At 61.3% G+C, this 14,783-nt stretch carries 20 protein-coding genes; 11 read left to right on the plus strand and 9 right to left on the minus strand.

Annotation, left to right across the window (positions count from 1 at the left end; translation table 11 throughout):
• Window positions 1–87: 87 nt before the first annotated feature.
• The 4 genes from BT119_RS15515 to BT119_RS15530 form a co-directional block, all read right to left on the minus strand.
• The gene (locus tag BT119_RS15515) at window positions 88–612 is read right to left on the minus strand and encodes a DUF3299 domain-containing protein (protein WP_003431776.1); all 525 of its coding nucleotides are present in this window, start codon (window positions 610–612) and stop codon (window positions 88–90) included.
• Between the two features lie 8 nt (window positions 613–620).
• Window positions 621–1,886, minus strand: a complete 1,266-nt coding sequence (locus BT119_RS15520; protein ID WP_003368946.1) for an ABC transporter permease — start codon at window positions 1,884–1,886, stop codon at window positions 621–623.
• A 1-nt stretch (window position 1,887) separates the two neighbouring features.
• A complete protein-coding gene (locus BT119_RS15525; RefSeq protein WP_003368944.1) occupies window positions 1,888–2,598 on the minus strand; it encodes an ABC transporter ATP-binding protein in 711 nt (236 codons plus the stop codon).
• Between the two features lie 69 nt (window positions 2,599–2,667).
• Window positions 2,668–3,255, minus strand: a complete 588-nt coding sequence (locus BT119_RS15530; protein ID WP_003368941.1) for a DUF2796 domain-containing protein — start codon at window positions 3,253–3,255, stop codon at window positions 2,668–2,670.
• A 299-nt stretch (window positions 3,256–3,554) separates the two neighbouring features.
• Between BT119_RS15530 and BT119_RS15535 the strand changes: the two genes are divergently transcribed.
• Both BT119_RS15535 and BT119_RS15540 read left to right on the plus strand, forming a co-directional pair.
• Window positions 3,555–3,977, plus strand: coding sequence for a nuclear transport factor 2 family protein (locus tag BT119_RS15535; protein ID WP_003431775.1), 423 nt, complete (start codon window positions 3,555–3,557; stop codon window positions 3,975–3,977).
• A gap of 61 nt (window positions 3,978–4,038) precedes the next feature.
• The gene (locus BT119_RS15540) at window positions 4,039–4,392 is read left to right on the plus strand and encodes a hypothetical protein (RefSeq protein WP_003368939.1); all 354 of its coding nucleotides are present in this window, start codon (window positions 4,039–4,041) and stop codon (window positions 4,390–4,392) included.
• Window positions 4,393–4,446: 54 nt separating this feature from the next.
• On the opposite strand, the gene trxA is transcribed toward BT119_RS15540, so the two are convergent.
• The 3 genes from trxA to BT119_RS15555 form a co-directional block, all read right to left on the minus strand.
• Window positions 4,447–5,319 (minus strand): thioredoxin, encoded by an 873-nt coding sequence (gene trxA / locus BT119_RS15545; protein ID WP_003431771.1) that lies wholly within the window; start codon window positions 5,317–5,319, stop codon window positions 4,447–4,449.
• A gap of 247 nt (window positions 5,320–5,566) precedes the next feature.
• Complete coding sequence (locus BT119_RS15550; protein WP_072366289.1) at window positions 5,567–6,220, minus strand: class I SAM-dependent methyltransferase; 654 nt, start codon at window positions 6,218–6,220, stop codon at window positions 5,567–5,569.
• A complete protein-coding gene (locus BT119_RS15555) occupies window positions 6,217–6,666 on the minus strand; it encodes a hypothetical protein (RefSeq protein ID WP_003368930.1) in 450 nt (149 codons plus the stop codon). The genes BT119_RS15550 and BT119_RS15555 overlap by 4 nt, the downstream gene beginning before the upstream one ends.
• 176 nt (window positions 6,667–6,842) lie before the next feature.
• On the opposite strand from BT119_RS15555, the gene nrdR reads away from it, so the two are divergent.
• From nrdR to BT119_RS15600, 9 genes are all read left to right on the plus strand, one after another.
• On the plus strand, window positions 6,843–7,307 hold the full coding sequence (nrdR, locus tag BT119_RS15560; protein WP_003317051.1) for a transcriptional regulator NrdR: 465 nt from the start codon (window positions 6,843–6,845) through the stop codon (window positions 7,305–7,307).
• Window positions 7,308–7,348: 41 nt separating this feature from the next.
• Window positions 7,349–8,449: a bifunctional diaminohydroxyphosphoribosylaminopyrimidine deaminase/5-amino-6-(5-phosphoribosylamino)uracil reductase RibD gene (gene ribD, locus BT119_RS15565; protein WP_175550589.1), complete on the plus strand. Its 1,101-nt coding sequence runs from the start codon at window positions 7,349–7,351 to the stop codon at window positions 8,447–8,449.
• Window positions 8,450–8,496: 47 nt separating this feature from the next.
• Entirely contained in the window at window positions 8,497–9,159 is a 663-nt protein-coding gene (locus tag BT119_RS15570) for a riboflavin synthase (protein ID WP_003317049.1), read from the plus strand.
• 21 nt (window positions 9,160–9,180) lie between these two features.
• The gene (ribBA, locus tag BT119_RS15575) at window positions 9,181–10,272 is read left to right on the plus strand and encodes a bifunctional 3,4-dihydroxy-2-butanone-4-phosphate synthase/GTP cyclohydrolase II (RefSeq protein ID WP_003368927.1); all 1,092 of its coding nucleotides are present in this window, start codon (window positions 9,181–9,183) and stop codon (window positions 10,270–10,272) included.
• A 130-nt stretch (window positions 10,273–10,402) separates the two neighbouring features.
• Window positions 10,403–10,879, plus strand: coding sequence for a 6,7-dimethyl-8-ribityllumazine synthase (gene ribE, locus BT119_RS15580; RefSeq protein ID WP_002555427.1), 477 nt, complete (start codon window positions 10,403–10,405; stop codon window positions 10,877–10,879).
• Complete coding sequence (gene nusB / locus BT119_RS15585; RefSeq protein WP_003368925.1) at window positions 10,876–11,373, plus strand: transcription antitermination factor NusB; 498 nt, start codon at window positions 10,876–10,878, stop codon at window positions 11,371–11,373. The genes ribE and nusB overlap by 4 nt, the downstream gene beginning before the upstream one ends.
• 16 nt (window positions 11,374–11,389) lie before the next feature.
• A complete protein-coding gene (gene thiL / locus BT119_RS15590) occupies window positions 11,390–12,355 on the plus strand; it encodes a thiamine-phosphate kinase (protein WP_072366293.1) in 966 nt (321 codons plus the stop codon).
• A gap of 133 nt (window positions 12,356–12,488) precedes the next feature.
• Window positions 12,489–13,106: a GTP cyclohydrolase II gene (gene ribA / locus BT119_RS15595; protein WP_003368920.1), complete on the plus strand. Its 618-nt coding sequence runs from the start codon at window positions 12,489–12,491 to the stop codon at window positions 13,104–13,106.
• Window positions 13,103–13,522, plus strand: a complete 420-nt coding sequence (locus BT119_RS15600) for a hypothetical protein (protein ID WP_003368918.1) — start codon at window positions 13,103–13,105, stop codon at window positions 13,520–13,522. The genes ribA and BT119_RS15600 overlap by 4 nt, the downstream gene beginning before the upstream one ends.
• A 41-nt stretch (window positions 13,523–13,563) precedes the next feature.
• Here the strand turns inward: BT119_RS15600 and BT119_RS15605 are convergent, their stop codons facing one another.
• Window positions 13,564–14,136, minus strand: coding sequence for a HupE/UreJ family protein (locus tag BT119_RS15605; RefSeq protein WP_003368916.1), 573 nt, complete (start codon window positions 14,134–14,136; stop codon window positions 13,564–13,566).
• A gap of 25 nt (window positions 14,137–14,161) precedes the next feature.
• Window positions 14,162–14,779: an urease accessory protein UreG gene (gene ureG, locus BT119_RS15610; protein WP_003368915.1), complete on the minus strand. Its 618-nt coding sequence runs from the start codon at window positions 14,777–14,779 to the stop codon at window positions 14,162–14,164.
• Window positions 14,780–14,783: the final 4 nt, after the last annotated feature.

Below are 14,783 nucleotides of genomic sequence, written 5' to 3' on the forward strand. Positions count from 1 at the left end.
AGTCAAAATTTATGGGCGTAATGTTAAAGCGCTGTCGAGCGGCGACTTTGACTCAGCTCAATGAAATCGCTGGGAACCTCGTGATCCTTATGAATCCGGCAACTCGTAGACAAGAATCTTGTCTGCCTGCATCTGATAACCCGCTTCTGCCAGTTCGCTGGAAGACGACTTGGCCTGCATCGGTCCTTCGATCCAGTACGGCTGATACAGCTCATCGACCTTCACACCCAGCTCGCTCGTGACATGCACGATCTGGTTCGCCGGTGGCGGCGGCACATGGATGCAGGCGCCGAAATACGGCACCAGCAAAAACTCCGTCACCCGGCCTTCCTCACTGACCTCGAGCGGCACGATGTAGCCCGGTAAACGCACCAGTTTGCCGTCCAGTGCCTTGACCACCGGCGCATGCGGCGCCAGTTGGTGAGCCGCAGGCGCTGCCTCCATGGCCAGTGCATCGGACAGCTTGGACATATCGTGAAGCGGAGTCGTTACCGGCTTCACCACAGGTGCATCGGGTGGAATCATGTCATTCCAGGTCAGCTCACGCGGCTCGGCGGCCCACACTTGAGTGGTAACCGAGAACAGCAGAGTGAGTAGCATGCGCCGCATCATGAAGGTCCTCATAAACGAATCGACAGTCCATCGGCCAGTGACTGCCTGTAGGCTCGCCAGGCTGGCACGGTTCCCATCAACAGCGCGCAGCCGAGAATGGCACCGAGCAATGTCCATTCATATTGGCCAGGTGGCATAGACGACAGGTACAGACCGTAGTTGTCGAGCACGTAGTCGCGGGCCACGAAGATGCCGATATAGAGCAGCGCAAGGCCGCTGATGACACCCGCCAGCGCCAGGGCGAAGGCTTCGAGTATAAGCAGACTTGCGATATGCCAGGGACGCGCGCCGACCGAGCGCAGGATGGCCATTTCCCGGCGCCGTTCATTGAGGCTGGTAAGAATTGCGGTCAGCATGCCGATCAGCCCGGTCAGTACCACGAACAGCGAAATCACGAACAGCGCCTTTTCCGCAGTGCCCATCAGGCTCCACAGCTCCTGCAGGGCCACGCCGGGCAGAATCGCCAGCATCGGCTCACCACGGTATTCGTTGATCTCGCGTTGCAGGCTGAAGGTGGAAATCTTGCTGTTCAAGCCCAGCATGAAGGCAGTGATCGCAGTCGGCGTCAGGTCCATATTGCGCGCCTGATCGGCTGAGATGCGCTCGTTGCCGCGTGCCGGGGCGCCGTTGTGCCAGTCGATATGAATGGCCTCCATGCCGCCCAGACTGATATGCAGCGTGCGGTCCACCGGCGTACCGGTCGGCTTGAGGATGCCGACCACGGTGAACGGTTTGTCGTCATGCTTGACCAGACTGATCGCGGCGACACCGTGCGCCAGGACCAGCTTGTCGCCCAGCTTGTAATGCAGCGCCTTGGCGACCTCCGAACCCAGCACCACTTCAAAGGGATCGGTCTTGAACTCGCGTCCTTCGGCCATCTCCAGGTGCTGTTGGCGACCGAACTGATAATGCTCGAAATACGCTTCACTGGTGCCCATCACCCGGTAGCCACGATGGGAGTCGCCCAGCGAAACCGGGATCGCCCACTTGACCTGCTTGCTGTTGGCGAAGTGCTCGAAGCTGTCCCAGCGAATGTTGTTGGTGGCATTACCGATGCGGAACACCGAGTACAGCAACAGGTTGATCGAGCCGGAGCGCGCACCGACGATCAGGTCGGTGCCGCTGATGGTGCTGGCGAAGCTGGAGCGCGCTTCGGTGCGTACCCGCTCGACGGCCAGTAACAGGCAAACCGACAGTGCAATGGCGAAGGCAGTGAGGAACGCGGTGAAACGGCGATTGGCCAGGCTGGCCATGGCCAGACGAAACAGATACATCTCAAATCTCCACGGCGACGGCGGCGCGATTCAGGTCGCTCAGCGACAGATTGCGATCAAACAGCGGTGCCAGGCTCTGGTCATGACTGACGAACAGCAGGCTGGCCCCGGCCTCGCGGCACTCGGCGAACAACAGGCGAATGAACGCCTCGCGCGAGTCTGCGTCCAGCGCAGACGTAGGTTCGTCGGCAATCACCAGCTCCGGTTGACCGATCAGCGCTCGGGCGGCAGCAACACGCTGCTGTTGGCCGATGGACAGCGAGTCGGCGCGGCGTGCCAGCATCGCAGGGTCTTTCAGGCCCAGGTGGGCGAGCAGGGTGGTGGTGGCTTTCTCGACGCTGCCGTGGCGTTGTCTGGCACGTTCGGCACGCACGCTGGAAAAGTGGCAGGGCAGTTCGATGTTTTCCCGCACCGATAAAAACGGCAGCAGATTGAACTGCTGGAAGATGTAGCCAGTGTGATCGACGCGAAAGCGATCACGCGCGGCCGAAGAGAGGGCCGACAGTTCCTGGTTCAACAGGCGAATGCTGCCGCTGACCGGTTTTTGCACACCGCCCAGCAGGCCCAACAATGTGGTTTTGCCGCTACCGCTGGGGCCTTTGAGGAACAGGGTTTCGCCGCTTTGCAGACGGAATTCGGGGATGTCCAGCAGTTGCGGATGGCCGGGCCAGTTGAAGCGCAGGTCCGACAGTTCGATCAGTGCTTGGGTCATGGGCTGACTCACGCTCGGTTGGAAATTAAAAGACCGGGCCAGGCCCGGTCGTTGTACCGCAGGGTGCGATCAGAATTTCAGCGTCGGGTTGGCTGCGATCACTTCTGCGCCTGACTGGCCACCTGGCGAAATCAGTTGTACCTGAAGCTTCTTGGTGTCGGGAAAGGTTATGAAGATTTGCGACAGGTCGAGCTTCTTCAGAATGGCCGGTGCGTCACAGACGAACTTGTAGTGACCGTGAATTTCGCTGTGCTCATGATGATCGGCTTCGCCGTCCTTGGCGTGTTCATCGTGATCGTCATCCTTGTCGCCAAACAGCGGGCTTTCCAGCTTCACCGAAGTGGCCGAGCAATTGGCGGCATCGGCAATGCTGAACAAGGCGTTGGGCTTGAGCAGCAACTCGCGGGCCTTGGCGACTTTGGCCTTGTCTTCATCCGAGGTCGCAACGTGCTCGAAACCGACGATGTTCATGGCCGGGCTGTCAAATTCGAACTCCAGCGTCTTGCCTTCCAGCACCACATCCAGGCGTCCTACGCCGTGCTCGTGTGCACCCAGGCTGCCATGTTCATCGCCATGATCGTGGTCGTGTTCTTCGGCAGCGTGCGCAGCAACGAGTGGTAACAGGGCGAAAGGCAGGGCGAGTAGCAGACGGCGCATAGCGGGCTCCAGAACAATAATCGGAAAAACTGTTATGTGATCTTATAACAAGTGGCGACCTGCGTGGACGTGTTTTTATCCAGGCGCCGGAAGACCGGGCTTCAGCAAAGCGCTATTGACGGTCTTATCGGGAATACCCGGTCAGGTGTTTATGCCTAAGTAGTCTCACACTTGGCGTCATCAAGTCCTACTCTGGAAGATGAAAATCGCTACACCTGCGCCGGACGCGCAGGAAGGTTTTCATCCCAGCCAGTGCCTGCGCTCGACCTGGGCCGAGTGCGACATCAGGGAAGATACTCATGAACAAGCTCCATTCGAACAGGGAAGTCCTGCGTGCTGTGTACAAGGATATGGAACGTATCACCGAATTCGCCGACGCTGACATCGTGCTGCACAAGGCGGATCAAGGCGCAGGCGGTGGGTTGTCCATAGCCATCGGCCGGGAGGCAGTACTTTCCCACCAGATCAATCTGATCAGGCGGACGCATCAGACCCTGTACATGGATGTCCACGACATCGTCGCCAACGATCACTTCGGCTCGGTGCTGGGTGAGATGCGCGCCAGCTGCGGGGGCCGGAAAATCATCATGCCGTTTTGCGGCCTGTGGCGGTTTCGCGATGGCCGAATTATCGAGTACTGGGAAAACGTCTACGACGTGCGGGCGCTTGGCAATTTCATGAACGGCAAGGAACCGGTCCTCAACCCGTGGCGTTACGGTTGATCATGGGAATGCGCGCCAGCCTGTGGGAGCATGTACGCCTGACTGTCAGCAGGTGCACATCATGTTGCGTATTCGTGGAACCGTAGGCCAATGGCCGGTGGATTTGACCCTTGAACTGGACGACGGGGACTGGGCGCAACTGGGCGCGCAGCTCAAGGCAACCGCCCCGGAGGTACCCGCCGCCGTGGCCGAGAACAAGCCGCTCAATCAGGACGACAGGCTCTGGCAAGTCGCTCAGGAATTGCTGTACAAGGCCGGGCAGATGAGTGGGCCGGATCTGTTGGGGCAACTGGAAGGGTTGGCGGGCAGCACCGCAGCGGGCAAGCATCTACTGGTGCGCTTGCGCCACTCGGCGAACGTGAAAGTCGAGAGCGGCGGAGATGCGCCGCTGTACAGTTGGGTCGAAGCGACATGACCTGACTGCGCTCGGCAACAACAGGCACCCGAGCGGTGCCTGTTGCTTTGTACATTAGTACAGCGCGGCAAACAGCTTGCGACGGTACGCGGTGACCAGCGGATGGTCGTTGCCCAGCAGGTCGAATACTTGCAGCAGCGTCTTGTGCGGCAGGCCCTCGGCGTAATTGCGATTGCGGATGAACAGCTTGAGCAGGCCCTCGAGCGCAGCTTCGTACTGTTGACGCGACAACTGCTGAATCGCCAGTTGCAGTGCTGCTTCATCGTCTTGAGGGTTTTGTGCAAGACGGCTTTTCAGTTCGGCGGCGTCCGGCAGGGTCGCGGCTTGCGCGAGGAACGTCAGCTGGGCCTTGGCACCTGCCAGTTCTGCCTTGTGTGCATCACCGGTGACCGCATCCAGCACGGCCTTGGCTTCGCTCAGTTCGCCCCGTTCGGCCAGGCAGCGCGCATACAGAATCAGCGCGGCGCCATTGGTGTTGTCTTCGCCCAACAGCACCTTGAGCTGTGCTTCGGCTTCGGCGAAACGACTTTCCGCAAACAGCGTCTGTGCCTGCTTGAGCGGGTCGGCGGCTGGCGGTGGCGGCATGACTACGTGTTGTTCGAGGATCTTGCGGATTTCCGACTCGGGCTGTGCACCGGCAAAGCCATCCACCGGCTGGCCGTCCTTGAACAGCACCACGGTAGGCAGGCTGCGAATACCGAAGCGCGCCACGATGTCCTGCTCGATGTCGCAATTGACCTTGGCCAGCAGCAACTCGCCCTGATAACTCTCGGTGATTTGCTGCAGCAGGGGCATCAAGACCTTGCAGGGCGCACACCACTCGGCCCAGAAATCGACGAGCACGGGCTGGTCGAAGGACTTGTCGATCACCAGTTGATCGAAGTTCGCGGCGGTTGCGTCGAAAATGTAAGCAGTTTCCTGGCTCATTGCACGTCTCGAAGAATCTGAATGCTGCCAACTATAAAGCCCGCAGGACAATGCTGAAAGCGGCGTCGTCTATTGGACATGATCGTTCCCGCACTCATTGCTCCTGATGCTGGCCGAAGGCCGCGGGAGCGAGCCGGGCGACGCCTCGCTTGTTCGTGAAAGGGGTGGAGAGCTCCAAGGGATTTATCGTTTGAACGACCGTCTTCGCGAACAAGTTCGCTCCTGCAGAGACCGTCTGGCTGAACGCTCACCGCGCCGCGTGATAGAGGCTCACGTCGCGAAACTCGTGCGGTTCGGCCAGGTCCGGCAGGGTGTGCGCATGCAGCATCGTCAGACGCTGGTAGGCAGTGTGCCTGAAGTCGCGCACGCGGGAATCGGCCACCAGTGCCACGCGGCCTCGGGAGAGAAAATGATCCAGCAGCGGCAGGTTGGCGCGGTCGTAGAGCACGTCGGCGACCAGAATCAGATCGAAGCGGTCCGCCTCGGCAAAGAAATCAGTCGAGTAGCTCAATGGCACCTGATTGAGTTCGGCATTGGCCCGGCAGGCAGCGAGCGCCAGTGGGTCGAGATCACAGGCCACTACCTCAAGCGCCCCTGCCTTGAGCGCGGCAATGCCCGCCACACCCGAGCCCGCACCGAAATCCAGTACCCGCTTGCCGGCCACCCAGTGCGGGTTTTCAGCCAGAAAGCGTGCCAGAGCCAGGCCGCTGGCCCAGCAAAAGCACCAGTACGGTGGATCTTCCAGAATGCGCCGCGTTTCATCCGGGCTGAAGGCGCGGTCCATGTTGGCATCGTCGATCAGCCACAGCTTCAGATCTGTGCCCGGCAGCGAAGTAATTGCCAGCCGGGCGTCGCCAAGCAGTTCGCTCAGCGCGTGTTGCAGATGTTGCGGAGCGATCATGGTGCCTTGACGAACTGCAACTGCCCCAGGGCCTGAGTCACCGGCTGATCGATGCGCATCGACGGCAGATGCAGAATCAACTGCCCGGACTGGCTGGCACGGCCACGCAACTCGACGCGTCCGCCGACCGGAAAGGCTTCCGGGTTGAAGCGCAGCTGGAACGGCAATGATTGACCGTTACCCTTGAGCAGGGTGTTGGTCAGCAGCTTCTGCGGACGTCCGCGTTCGTCGATGACCAGCATCGCCAGCTCGACCTCGGCGCCGGCCGGTACGCCCAGCAACTGCCCGCTGATTTCTCGCTGGTACGGCTGCAACGGCCCTGGACCGGCGGGCAGCTTGATCGACGGTGCGACCGGTGGCGGCGCAACGGGTTTCGGCGCGTCATTGCTGCTGCACGCGGCCAGCAAGCCGATGAAGCAGAGTAGAAAAGCGGGGCGTAACGTCATCAAGAGCTCCACAAGGCAAAATTCGAAAGGCTGGGTGACGCCAAGCGTGCAGTATTACCGAGCCCGGACAATTTCACACCGCTTTAATGCGCGTCTATATACCGTAAACCCTCAGCCTTGTCTTGCCGGCAGGATGCGCTAACATGGCGCTCCCCATTCTTTCGTTGCCAGCCACCATGCACTGTCCCTTCTGCGGTGCCAATGACACCAAAGTCATAGACTCCCGCCTCGTCGCCGAAGGCGAGCAAGTACGCCGCCGACGCGAGTGCCTGGCCTGCGGCGAGCGCTTCACTACGTTCGAAACTGCCGAACTGGTCTTGCCGCGTCTGATCAAACAGGACGGCAGCCGCCAGCCTTTCGATGAAGAAAAACTGCGCGCCGGTATGCAGCGCGCGCTCGAAAAGCGTCCGGTGAGTGTCGAACGCCTTGAAGCGGCCCTGGTTCACATCAAACACAAGCTGCGCGCGACCGGCGAACGCGAAGTCAAATCGCTGGTGGTGGGTGAGCTGGTCATGACCGAGCTGCAGAAGCTCGACGAAGTGGCCTACATCCGCTTCGCTTCCGTGTACCGCCGCTTTCAGGACCTCAACGAATTCCGTGAAGAAATCGACCGTCTGGCCCGCGAGCCGGGCAAGGAATAAATGCATTGCTGACTGAACAGGCGGCTCTCGACGTTCATTACATGGCGCGAGCACTCGAGCTGGCGCGCAAGGGGCTGTACTCCACGCATCCCAACCCGCGAGTCGGCTGCGTGATCGTGCGTGAAGGCCGGATCGTTGGCGAAGGCTGGCATGTACGGGCCGGTGAGCCGCATGCCGAAGTGCATGCCTTGCGCCAGGCTGGCGAGCTGGCCAGAGGCGCGACCGCCTACGTCACCCTCGAACCGTGCAGTCACCAGGGGCGCACACCGCCCTGTGCCGATGCACTGATCGAAGCCGGAGTGACGCGGGTTGTCGCTGCGATGCAGGACCCCAATCCCGAAGTCTCCGGCCGTGGCCTGTTGCGCCTCATGAATGCCGGTATCGGTGTTCAATGTGGTGTGCTGGAAAGCGAAGCGCGAGCGCTGAACAAAGGCTTTCTCAAGCGCATGGAAACCGGCCTGCCGTACGTGCGGGTCAAGATGGCCATGAGCCTGGATGGCCGCACGGCGATGGCCAGCGGTGAAAGCCAGTGGATCACGGGTCCCGAGGCGCGCTCTGCCGTGCAGCGTCTGCGTGCGCAGTCGAGTGTGGTGCTGAGCGGCGCCGATACGGTGCTGGCCGACAAGGCTCGTCTCACCGTACGCCCTGATGAATTGGGGCTCGATGCCGAACTGACCTCACTGGCCGCTGCACGCCCGCCGTTGCGCGTGTTGATCGACGGCCGTTTGCGTGTGCCGCTCGATGCACCGTTCTTCCAGGCAGGCAGTGCGCTGGTCGTGACGTGTGCTGCTGCGTCGGCGCGAGGTCGCTACCAGGAAGAGGGCCACGAAATGCTCGCTCTGGCCGACAGCGCCGGTCATGTGGACCTGCGCAGGTTGATGGGCGAACTCGCCGCGCGTGGCGTCAATGAAGTATTGGTCGAGGCCGGTCCGCGACTGGCGGGGGCTTTTGCGCGTCTCGGGCTGGTCGACGAATTTCAGCTCTTCATCGCCGGCAAGTTTCTCGGCTCATCGGCCCGCCCGCTGCTCGATCTGCCCCTGGCGCAGATGAGCGAGGCACTTGAGCTGAACATTGTGGAAATGCGTGCTGTCGGTAATGACTGGCGAGTCATCGCTCTCCCTGCGCGCACACCCGGCGTATAATTCCCGGCTTTCGCCTAGCGCGCAGCCCTTGTTCTCCCGGAGGACCCATGTTTACCGGCATTATCGAATCCATTGGCAGCATCCGCGCCCTGACTCCGAAAGGCGGCGACGTCCGCGTTTATGTGGAAACCGGCAAGCTTGACCTGACCGACGTCAAACTCGGCGACAGCATTGCCGTGAATGGCGTGTGCCTGACCGCCGTCGAATTGCCCGGTGATGGCTTCTGGGCTGATGTCAGCCGGGAAACCCTGACCGTCACCGCCTTTGTCGACCTCAAGAGCGGCAGCCGGGTCAACCTGGAAAAGGCCCTGACCCCGACTACGCGTCTGGGCGGCCATCTGGTCAGCGGTCATGTCGACGGCGTGGGCGAAATCGTCGCCCGTGCGGACAACGCCCGCGCCATTCAGTTTACGGTGCGTGCGCCACGTGAACTGGCCAAATACATCGCCCACAAAGGCTCGATTACGGTCGACGGCACCAGCCTGACCGTCAATTCGGTCAACGGCGCCGAGTTCGAACTGACCATCGTGCCTCATACCTGGAGCGAAACGATCATGGCCGACTACCAGCCCGGCCGTAAGGTCAACCTGGAGGTCGACCTGCTGGCGCGTTATCTGGAGCGCCTGCTGCTGGGTGACAAGGCCGCCGAGCCGGGCCACGGCACGATCACCGAAAGCTTCCTGGCCGAGAACGGCTACCTCAAATCCTGAATTGATTGAAGGGGGTGCCGCGTGGCGCTCAACAGTATCGAAGAACTGGTCGAAGACATTCGCCAGGGCAAGATGGTCATCCTCATGGATGACGAAGACCGCGAAAACGAAGGCGACCTGATCATGGCCGCCGAATGCGTGAAGCCCGAGCACATCAACTTCATGGCGCGTTTCGCCCGTGGTCTGATCTGCATGCCGATGACTCGCGAGCGCTGCGAAACCCTCAAGCTGCCGCTGATGGCAGCGCGCAACGGTTCGGGTTTCGGCACCAAGTTCACCGTTTCCATCGAAGCTGCCGAAGGCGTGACCACCGGCATCTCGGCAGCCGACCGCGCACGTACTGTGCAGGCTGCCGCTGCCAAGGACGCGAAAGCTGAAGACATCGTCAGCCCTGGGCATATTTTCCCGCTCATGGCCCAGGCTGGCGGCACCCTGGCGCGTGCCGGTCATACCGAGGCGGCCTGCGACCTGGCGCGCATGGCCGGTTTCGAGCCGACGGGCCTGATCTGCGAAGTCATGAACGATGACGGCACCATGTCGCGACGTGCCGAACTCGAAGCATTTGCCCTGCAACATGACATCAAGATCGGCACCATCGCCGACCTTATTCACTACCGGATGATCCACGAACGTACCGTTCAGCGGATTGCTGAGCAGCCGATGGACAGCGAACTGGGCAGTTTCAACCTGGTGACCTACCGCGATTCGGTCGAGGGCGACGTGCATCTGGCGCTGACCCTGGGCACCATCTGCGCCGAAGAGCCCACGCTGGTTCGCGTGCACAACATGGACCCGCTGCGTGACCTGCTGATGGTCAGCCAGCCCGGCCGCTGGAGCCTGCGCGCCGCCATGCGTGCGGTTAACGAGGCGGGCAGCGGTGTGGTGCTGCTGCTCGGTCACCCGCTGGATGGCGATGTCTTGCTGGCTCATATTCGCGAAACCGCCGGTCAGCAACCCATCAAGACACCGACCACTTACAGCACGGTCGGCGCTGGTTCGCAGATCCTTCGTGACCTCGGCGTGCGCAAAATGCGCCTGATGAGTTCGCCGATGAAGTTCAATGCGATATCCGGTTTCGATCTGGAAGTTGTAGAATACGTGCCCTCCGAATAAATACCGGCAGGTCGGGGCGTGTGAAAGATGGTTTTTTCGCAGGTTTTGGCCTGACAGACATGATTCGTGGCCTAATATCCCTCAAAGTCCGCCCCAAGGCGGGCTTGCTCTTTAATACGAGACTCACCGAATGACCTTGAAGACCATCGAAGGTACCTTCATCGCCCCCCAGGGCCGCTATGCCTTGGTAGTTGGCCGTTTCAACAGCTTCGTCGTGGAAAGCCTGGTTAGCGGTGCCGTTGATGCGCTGGTACGCCATGGCGTGAGCGAAAGCGACATCACCATCATCCGTGCGCCGGGTGCGTTCGAGATTCCACTGGTTGTGCAGAAAGTTGCCCAACGCAGCGAGTTCGCGGCCATCGTCGCACTGGGTGCAGTGATCCGTGGCGGTACTCCACACTTCGAATACGTGGCAGGCGAGTGCGTCAAGGGCTTGTCCCAGGTGTCCATGGAATTCGGCGTGCCGGTCGCTTTCGGCGTATTGACCGTCGACTCCATCGAACAGGCCATCGAGCGTTCCGGCACCAAGGCCGGCAACAAGGGCGCTGAAGCCGCTCTGTCCGCCATCGAAATGGTCAGTCTGCTGTCGCAGCTGGAGGCCAAGTGATTTCCGACGATACCGACCAGTTCAACCCGCGCGACGCCAAATCGCCGGAAGCCGCCAAGGGTAAAAGCGCCAAGCGTCGCGAAGCGCGTCAGATGGCGACTCAGGCCCTGTACCAACGGCACATGGCTGGCCACGCGCTGAACGAAATCGAAGCACAGTTTCGGGTCGATAACGACTTCAGCAACGTTGACGGCCCCTACTTCCGTGAGCTGCTGCACGGCGTAGCGACCAACCAGACCGAGATCGATGCTGCTCTTTCGCCTTGTCTTGATCTGACCATCGAAGAGCTGGACCCGATTGAACTGGCGGTATTGCGTCTGTCGACGTTCGAACTGCTCAAACGTATCGACGTGCCTTATCGCGTAGTGATCAACGAGGGCATCGAGCTGGCGAAAGTCTACGGCTCCACTGACGGCCACAAGTTCGTCAATGGTGTGCTGGACAAGCTGGCGCCGCGCCTGCGTGAAGTCGAAGTGAAGGCCCACAAGCGCTGATTCGCGCCTGACCTTCATGGAAGAGTTCGAGCTGATCCGCAATTACTTCGCCGCCGCGCCCTGTGCGCAGGCGGGCGAGGAAGTTGCCCTGGGGATCGGCGACGACTGCGCGCTGCTGGCGTTGGCGCCCGGCGAGCAGTTGGCGATCTCGACCGATACCCTGGTTGCCGGGGTACATTTTCCTGATGTCTGCGACCCCTTTCTGCTCGGTCAGCGTGCGCTGGCGGTGTCTGCCAGTGACCTGGCGGCCATGGGTGCCCGGCCTGTCGCGTTCACCCTTGCCCTGACCCTGCCGCAGGTCGATGCCGACTGGCTGCAGACCTTCGCTCGCGGCTTGAACCAGATGGCGCAAGGCTGTTCGCTGCGTCTGATCGGTGGTGATACCACGCGCGGTCCCTTGAGCCTGACGTTGACGGTGTTCGGTGCCGTGCCGGCTGGATCAGCCCTGACCCGCGCGGGTGCCCAGGCGGGTGACCTGCTGTGTGTCGGCGGCACGTTGGGTGATGGTGCAGGTGCATTGCCGCTGGTATTGAAGCAGCGCAGCGCCGAGCCCTTGATCGCCGAAGCATTGCTGGCCCGCTACTGGTCGCCTCAACCGCAACTGGCGCTGGGGCAGGCGTTGCGGGGCAGGGCGACGTCCGCGCTGGACATCTCCGACGGGCTGCTGGCCGACTGCGGACACATCGCCCGCGCTTCGGCTGTGCGTCTGGTGATCGAGCGTGACCGGCTGCCGATGTCTGACCAGTTGCTGAACTTGTTCGATCTGCCCTCTGCCCGACAGGCCGCGCTCAGCGGTGGCGACGATTACATCCTGGCCTTCACGCTGCCTTCCGAACACCTGTCGGCGTTGCTGAAAGAAGGCTGGCCGGTGCATGTCATTGGCCGGGTAGAGCAGGGTCAAGGCGTCGTGCTTGTCGACGACACAGGGCAAGACGTCACGCCCGACACGCGCGGCTACCAGCATTTTGGCGCTGAGCAGTGAGCGGATGAGCGCTTCTATCTATCGAACTTTATGATCTAAATGCCCGAGAATTCACCCTGAGCGTCCGCAGGAACCTGCTGTTACAATGCAAATCTTGCGAATTTCCAGTCTTCACACTGATCAGGAGCACACGGTGCCCGTCGTCTTTGTCGCCGCTTCCAAACTGCCCACTCCCTTTGCAGAGTTTGCCATGCACGGCTTTATCGAGTCGGCAACCGGCCGTGAACATGTCGTCCTGAGTCTGGGCGATGTGGCGGACGGTGAGCCGGTTCTGGGTCGCGTACATTCCGAATGCCTGACGGGCGATGCCCTGTTCAGTCAGCGTTGCGATTGCGGTTCTCAACTGGAGGCTGCCCTGCGCGCCATCGCCACCGAAGGGCGTGGTGTACTGCTGTACCTGCGTCAAGAAGGGCGCGGTATCGGTCTGATGAACAAGATCCGCGCCTACGAGCTGCAGGATGGCGGCGCCGATACGGTTGAGGCCAACGAGCGCCTGGGCTTTGCTGCCGATCAGCGTGACTACGCGATCTGCCTGCCGATGCTTCAGCATCTGGGCGTGCAATCGTTGCGGCTGATGACCAACAACCCGCGCAAGGTCAAAGCCTTGACCGACATGGGCATCAGGGTCGCCGAGCGCGTGCCTCTGCACACCGGACAAAACCCGCATAACCGTCTTTATCTGGCGACCAAGGCGGGCAAGCTGGGGCACATGATGGGCAACGAACATCAAAGCGAGGTCGGCCCCGCGTGACACGCAGCGAGGTTCGTCAAAAGCTGGAGATGCAATGGTGGCGTCAACTGGGTCTGACCCTGGCGCCATTGCTGGTGGTCTGTGTATTTTTTGGTGCCAGCGAACCGCTCATTCCGGTGTTGGCGATCCCGCTGTTCATCGCCGGGATAGGCTCGATGTTCGTCAGCCTGAAACCCTTCGGCGCCTACAAGCGCGCGTTGGCGGTCACCCAGGCTGCACTCGATACACCCGAGGAGCCGGCAGCATGGCTCAAACTCGCTGCCATCCGCCGCCTGGCGTTCCTGGCCGCCGGCTTGCCCGCCTGGATCGCCGCCATCGCGGTGCTGTTCGGTCTGCATCCCTTGCCGGTCTGCCTGCTGGCGTTTGCCAGCGCAGTGCTGCTTTACCTGTACCGCATTCCCGCGCTTTCGCGCTGATCGTCCCCGGCTGAAGCGGACACGATCAGCGCGAAACGCCATCAGGCTGCGAGCAACCAGACACCCGCTGCCGCAGAGGCTGCACCGGCGATACGCACCAGGGGGGCCGCCGCCTGAGGCAACACGCGAACCACCGCATAACCCAGCGCATGCAAGGCCGCAGTTGCAGCAACGAAACCTGCTGCGTACGCCCATGGGCTGGACATTTCCGGCAGTTCAAGGCCATGCGCTACGCCGTGGAACAAGGCGAACAGGGCTGTTGCGGCTACCGCCAGCGCCAGCGGCGGACGCACTGCCAATGCCACGGCCAGGCCCAGAGCCAGTACCGATGCGGCAATGCCGCTTTCCAGCGCCGGCAGGTTCAAACCTTCAAAGCCCAGCATGCCGCCAATCAGCATGGTGCCAACGAAGGTGCACGGCAGCGCCCAGCGTGCCGAACCTTGTTGCTGCGCAGCCCACAAGCCGACGGCCAGCATGGCCAGCAAATGATCGAGCCCGCCAATAGGGTGGCTGATACCTGCGATCAGGCCATTATCGCCATGACCGGGGTGAGCCAGCGCCAGAGTCGGGACCAGCAACAGCGCCAGGGCGCCAAGGGCTTTTTTGTAGTTCATCGACGGGTTCCTTTTGGTTGTGAATTCAGGCGGCCGCAGTCAGCAGGCCCTGGCGCTCAATGAAGGCAATGATCTGCTCCAGACCCTGGCCGGTTTTCTGATTGCTGAACACGAACGGCTTTTCGCCACGCATCCTGCGCGTGTCGCTGTCCATCATTTCCAGTGATGCGCCTACCAAAGGGGCGAGGTCGATCTTGTTGATCACCAGCAGGTCGGACTTGCAGATGCCCGGACCGCCCTTGCGCGGCAGCTTGTCGCCGGCCGACACATCGATCACGTAGATGGTCAGGTCTGAAAGCTCCGGGCTGAAGGTCGCGGAAAGGTTATCGCCACCGGACTCGACGATGATCAGGTCCAGGCCTTCGAAGCGGCGATTGAGCTGGTCGACTGCTTCCAGGTTGATCGAAGCGTCCTCGCGAATCGCGGTGTGCGGGCAGCCGCCTGTTTCAACGCCGATGATGCGCTCAGGGGCCAGTGCCTCGTTGCGCACCAGAAAGTCAGCGTCTTCGCGGGTATAGATATCGTTGGTCACCACGGCCAGGTTATAGCGGTCGCGCAATGCCAGGCACAGCGCCAGGGTCAGCGCCGTCTTGCCGGATCCGACCGGGCCACCGATTCCGACGCGCAGAGGTTGGCTGTTCATTGAG

This window comes from Pseudomonas sp. NFACC10-1 (assembly GCF_900119195.1).
In the GTDB taxonomy this organism is placed as follows: domain Bacteria; phylum Pseudomonadota; class Gammaproteobacteria; order Pseudomonadales; family Pseudomonadaceae; genus Aquipseudomonas; species Aquipseudomonas cerasi.